General features: G+C 72.0%; 5 protein-coding genes. 1 reads left to right on the top strand and 4 read right to left on the bottom strand.

Going from position 1 to position 5,344, the window contains the following annotated elements; genetic code table 11:
* Positions 1–128: 128 nt before the first annotated feature.
* From AB0M20_RS25715 to AB0M20_RS25725, 3 genes are read right to left on the bottom strand one after another with little or no spacing between them, the layout of a single operon-like run.
* The gene (locus AB0M20_RS25715; protein ID WP_364302332.1) at positions 129–1,928 is read right to left on the bottom strand and encodes a thiamine pyrophosphate-requiring protein; all 1,800 of its coding nucleotides are present in this window, start codon (positions 1,926–1,928) and stop codon (positions 129–131) included.
* Between the two features lie 28 nt (positions 1,929–1,956).
* A complete protein-coding gene (locus AB0M20_RS25720; protein WP_364302335.1) occupies positions 1,957–2,826 on the bottom strand; it encodes an alpha/beta hydrolase in 870 nt (289 codons plus the stop codon).
* Positions 2,827–2,886: 60 nt separating this feature from the next.
* The gene (locus tag AB0M20_RS25725) at positions 2,887–3,801 is read right to left on the bottom strand and encodes a manganese catalase family protein (RefSeq protein WP_364302337.1); all 915 of its coding nucleotides are present in this window, start codon (positions 3,799–3,801) and stop codon (positions 2,887–2,889) included.
* 113 nt (positions 3,802–3,914) lie between these two features.
* Here AB0M20_RS25725 and AB0M20_RS25730 point away from each other — a divergent pair, with 113 nt between their 5' ends.
* Entirely contained in the window at positions 3,915–5,162 is a 1,248-nt protein-coding gene (locus tag AB0M20_RS25730; RefSeq protein WP_364302339.1) for an Nramp family divalent metal transporter, read from the top strand.
* Positions 5,163–5,193: 31 nt separating this feature from the next.
* Here AB0M20_RS25730 and AB0M20_RS25735 read toward each other — a convergent pair.
* The coding region (locus tag AB0M20_RS25735) for a LuxR C-terminal-related transcriptional regulator (RefSeq protein WP_364302341.1) at positions 5,194–5,344 on the bottom strand (151 nt) is incomplete at its 5' end.

Consider the following 5,344-nt stretch of genomic DNA (forward strand, 5'->3'; position numbering starts at 1 on the left):
TCCTTGGGTCCGATCGGCCGGTGGGATACAACTTTCGCTTGCCGCTGGGCCGCAACCCGATGTGGTAGCCCCGCCACGCGTCCGCCCCTCCGACGAGTGGGTGGGCAACCACTTTTCGCTTGGCGCGGTCAGCCGGTCGGGTCGTCGTAGCCCTCGTCGGCACGTTCGCGGCGGAGGTGGGCCAGCGCCCGGTCGGCGGTGGAGCCGCCCTCGGCGGCCAGCGATTGGTACATCGACTCGACCATCTCGAACGGCCGGCCCGGCGGCAGCAGCGGGATCGCCGGGTCGACCACCGCGTCGATGACGAACGGGCGGTCCGCCGCGAACGCCTCCGCCCACGCCTTCTCGAGGTCGGCCGGGTCGGTGACCCGCCGCCCGCGCAATCCCAGAATCTCGGCGTAGCGGGCGTACTGCACGTCCGGCAGCTGCTGCGACGTGTCGAACCGCGGCTCGCCCTCCATCTCGCGCTGCTCCCAGCTCACCTCGGCGAGGTCCCGGTTGTTCAGCACGCAGATCACGAACCGCGGGTCGGCCCAGCCGGACCACCGCGATGCCACCGTGACCAGCTCGGCGAGGCCGGTCATCTGCATCGCACCGTCGCCGGTCAGGACGACCACCGGCCGGTCCGGCGCGCCGAGCTTCGCCGCCAGCCCGTACGGCAGGCCGCAGCCCATCGACGCGAGCGTGCTGGAGAGGTGCGCCGGCACGCCGGCCGGCAGGCGCAGGTGGCGCGCGTACCAGTAGACGACCGAGCCGACGTCGACCGCGACCCGCGCATCGGCGGGCAACCGGCCGTTCAGCGCGCGGACCACGTGCTGGGGGTTCAGCGGCTCGGCCGGGGCGGCCGCGCGGGCCGACGCGATCTCCCGCCAGCGCCGCACCGAGGCCTCGACCCGGTCCCGCCACGGGCGGTTGCGGGGCGTGGGCGGCAGCTCGGCGAGCAGGCCGCGCAGCGTTTCGGCGGCGTCGCCGAGGAGCGGAACCTCGAGCGGGTAACGCCCGCCGAGCCGCCGCCCATCGATGTCGATCTGCACCGCGCGGGCCTGGCCGGGCTTGGGGTAGAACTCGGTCCACGGGTCGTTGGTGCCGACCAGCAGCAGCGTGTCGCACTCGCGCATGAGCTGCTCGCTGGCCGTGGTGCCCAGGTGGCCCATGACACCGGTGTGGAACGGGAGGTCCTCGTCGAGCACCGGCTTGCCGAGCAGTGAGGCCGTGACGCCCGCTCCCAGCCGATCGGCCAGCTCGACGATCTCGTCCGCCGCGCCGTACGCGCCCTGCCCCACCATGATCGCGACCCGCTCGCCGGACCGCAGCACCTCGGCGGCGGCGTGGATGTCCTCGTCCCGCGGCACCACCCGGGCCGGCCGCAGTCCCGGACCGGTCATGATCACACCGTGCTCGTGCGCCTGCGGGTCGGGCGCGGGGGCCGACTGCACGTCGTGCGGCAGGATCACGCAGGCCGGGCTGCGGGTGGCCAGGGCGGCGCGGAAGGCGCGGTCGATCAGCATCGGCACCTGCTCCGGCGCGTACGCCGTCTGCACGAACTGGGCGCACACGTCGCCGAAGAGCCGGACCAGCTCGATCTCCTGCTGGTACGCGCTGCCCAGGACGGTCGACGCCTGCTGTCCGACGATCGCCACCACCGGCTGCGAGTCCAGCTTGGCGTCGTAGAGGCCGTTGAGCAGGTGCACGGCGCCCGGCCCCTGGGTCGACAGGCAGACGCCGGGACCGCCTTCGTACTTGGCGTGCCCGACCGCCATGAACGCGGCGGCCTCCTCGTGCCGGGCCTGCACGAAGGCCGGCTTGCCTGCCCTGCGCAGCGCGCCCATCACGGGATCGATGCCGTCGCCGGTGTAGCCGAACACCCGCTCGACGCCCCACTGCGACAACCGTTCCACCAGCAGATCCGCGATCGTCCGATCACCCATGCCGGTCGGCTACCCGCGTACGGCCCGCTCAACCGCGGCGGGCGGTCCGATCGATCGCGTCGACGATCTGGTCCCAGGCTTCGCGCGGCAGGTCGTGGCCCATGCCCGGGATGACCACCAGCTCGGCGCCCGGGATCGCGGCCGCGGTGGCCCGGCCGCCGCTGACGTTGATCAGCGGGTCCTCGGCGCCGTGGATGACCACCGACGGCACCTTCACGTCGCGCAGGCCGACGGTCCGGTCCGGCGAGCCGGCCACCGCCGCGTACTGCCGGGCGGTGCCCGCGGGCCGGTAGGCGCGGTCGACCTTGGCGGTGGCCCGGCGCAGCAGCTCCTCGTCGCTCGCCGGGAAGGCGGGGGAGCCGACGATCCGCGACGACAGCACGCCGTTCGCGATCGCGATCTCGCGGCTCGGCGCCGGTGGGCGGCCGAGCACCGCGCCGGCCTCCGGCGTGTGCAGCCCGACGGTCCGATCGCCGGTCGTCGACATGATCGAGGTCAGGCTGCTGATCCGGCCGGGGAAGTCGATGGCGAACTGCTGGGCCACCATGCCGCCGAGCGAGCAGCCGACGATGTGCGCCCGCTGGATCTCCAGTGCGTCGAGCAGCCCGGCGACGTCGGCGGCCATGTCCGAGAGGCGGTACGGCACGGAGCCGAGGTCGCCGCCGAGGATGGCCCCCATGTCCGGCACGCCGAGCTCGTCCAGCCCGCCGGACAGCCCGGCGTCCCGGTTGTCGAACCGGATCACCCGGTATCCGCGCCCGGCCAACTGCTCGCAGAACTCCAGCGGCCAGTCGATGAGCTGGGCGCCGAGGCCCATGATCAGCAGCAGCGGTGGGGCGCCCGGGTCGCCGAAGTCTTCGTACTCCAGCTCGAGGCCGTTGGAATGCGCGGTAGCCATGCGCCCCATCGTGCAGGACGCATGGCTCGGCCGCATCGGCTGGATCACCGTGATCCCGGGTCAGTCGAGCGCACCCTTGATCTTGTTGACCACGTTCGCCATGCCCTGCGCGTTGGCGGCCCCGCCGGTGCCGGGCTTGCCCTTGCCCATGTCGCCACCGTAGGTCGCGAACAGCTTCGGGTCCGGGGCCGGGCCGAGCGGCTTGTCGTCGGTCAGCGGCTGGGCGTCCGGCACGTACTCGATCTGCTCGCCGAGCAGCGACTCCCCGCGGGCCCAGCGGCCTTCACCGGCCGTGCTCTCGGGGTCGAAGCTGTAGAACGTCCGCCGGGCGAAGTCCTTCTCGTCCTCGGCGTTCGAGTTCTCGAGGCCGTGGTCGCTGAACCCGTCCTCGATCAGCTGCTCGATGCCGAGCAACCACTGCTGCTGGTGCCACGTGTCCCGGGCCAGGTTGAACTGCAGCATGTCCTTGACCCCGCGGTCGTCGGTCATGTTGTAGACCCGGCTGGTCATCAGCCGGCTCTGCGCCTCGGCGGCCACATTGGACCGGAAGTCGGTGAGCAGGTTGCCGCTCGCGATGATGTAGCCGGTGTTCCACGGGACGCCGGCCGCGTCGCGGGGCAGCGCGCCGCCGCCGGTCACGATGGCGTGCTGCGGGTTCATGCCGCCGAGCACCGCGGCCAGCGCCGGATTCGCGGCCGCAGCCTTCGCGGTCGTCTCGTTCGGCGCGCCCTCGAGCAGCCGGGCGAGCATGGTGGTCAGCATCTCGACGTGGCCGATCTCCTCCGTCGCGATGTCCATGATCATGTCCTTGTACTTGCCCGGCACCCGGCAGTTCCAGCCCTGCCACAGGTACTGCATCATCACGGTCATCTCACCGAACTGCCCGCCGACCAGCTCTTGCAGCTTGGCTGCGAACAACGCATCGGGCTTCTCCGGCTTTGCCTGGAACTGCAGGTAGTCAACGTGCTTGAACATGATTCCTCCACTTGGGATGGACTCGGTTACGAGCAGTGGCTACCCGTGGCCCTGGCCCGCCCGGGCCGAGGCGTGGCCCGTTCGTGTCACCCAGGCGGGGCACCTCTACAGGCATGGTCGTGCTGGATTCCGCCATCGCCGTCACCCGGCCGCTGCGGCTGCGCGTGTCCCGCGTCGCGCCGCTGTTCGGTCCCGCGTTCGTCGCCGCCATCGCGTACGCCGATCCGGGCAACTTCGCCACCAACTTCACCGCGGGCGCCACCTTCGGCTATCAGCTCGCCTGGGTGATCGTCGCCGCCAACCTGATGGCCATGCTGGTGCAGTCGCTGTCGGCGAAGCTGGGCCTGGTCACCGGGCGCGACCTGCCGCAGCTGTGCCGCGAGCACCTGTCCCGCCGGGTGTCGCGCGGGCTCTGGGTGCAGGCCGAGCTGGTCGCGATGGCCACCGACCTCGCCGAGATCATCGGCGGCGCCCTGGCGTTGTACCTGCTCTTCGGCATCCCGCTGCCGGTCGGCGGCCTGATCACCTGCGTGGTCGCCTTCGGGCTGCTGGCCCTGCAGCAGCGCGGGGTCCGCCGGTACGAGTCGGCGATCGCCGGCCTGCTCGGCGTGATCCTGCTCGGCTTCCTCTACAACACCGTGCGGGCCGGGTTCGACGGCGGCGCGCTGGCCGGCGGCATGGTCCCGTCCTTCGCCGGCACCGACAGTGTGGTGCTGGCCGCGGGCATCCTCGGCGCGACGGTGATGCCGCATGTCATCTATCTGCACTCGGCGCTGACCACCACCCGCACCGCGGAGACCGACCGGCGGCTGGCCCTCAAGTGCCAGCGCGGCGACACGATGATCGCGCTCGGCGCCGCCGGCCTGGTCAACCTGGCGATGCTGGTGCTGGCGGCACAGCTGTTCTTCGGCTCGGGCCTGCCCGGCACCGACACGCTCGAGGGCATCCACGCCGGCCTCGGCGTCTCCCTCGACCGCTACGCCGCCCTGGCCTTCGCGCTCGCGCTGCTCGCCTCGGGCTTCGCCTCGTCGAGTGTGGGCACGCACGCCGGGCAGGTGGTGATGCAGGGCTTCATCGGGCGGCAGATCCCGCTGTGGCTGCGCCGCGCGCTGACCATGCTGCCCGCGATGGCGATCCTGGTGATCGGTGTGGACCCGACGAAGGCGCTCGTCTGGTCGCAGGTCGTGCTGTCGTTCGGGGTGCCGTTCGCGCTGATCCCGCTGATCTGGCTGACCCGGCGCCGCGACATCATGGGCGACTGCCGCAACCGCCCCGCCACGACCGTCATCGCCTCCGCGGTGGCCGCGCTCATCATCGCGCTGAACGTTTTTCTGGTGCTGCGCACCTTGGGCGTTATTTGATTCATTCCAGGGGCAACCAGCCCGCCATGAGTCAGAGGATGCCGGCGCTGCCGGCCAGCGCGGCGGCCTCGGCACGGCTCGACACGCGCAGTTTCCGCAGCAGGGTGGCGGTCAGCCGCTTCACCGTGCGCTCGGAGACGTGCAGCGTCAGCGCGATCTCACCGGTGGTGGCGCCGCCCGCG

Origin of the sequence: Actinoplanes sp. NPDC051633, assembly GCF_040681735.1 — a bacterium.
In the GTDB taxonomy this organism is placed as follows: domain Bacteria; phylum Actinomycetota; class Actinomycetes; order Mycobacteriales; family Micromonosporaceae; genus Actinoplanes.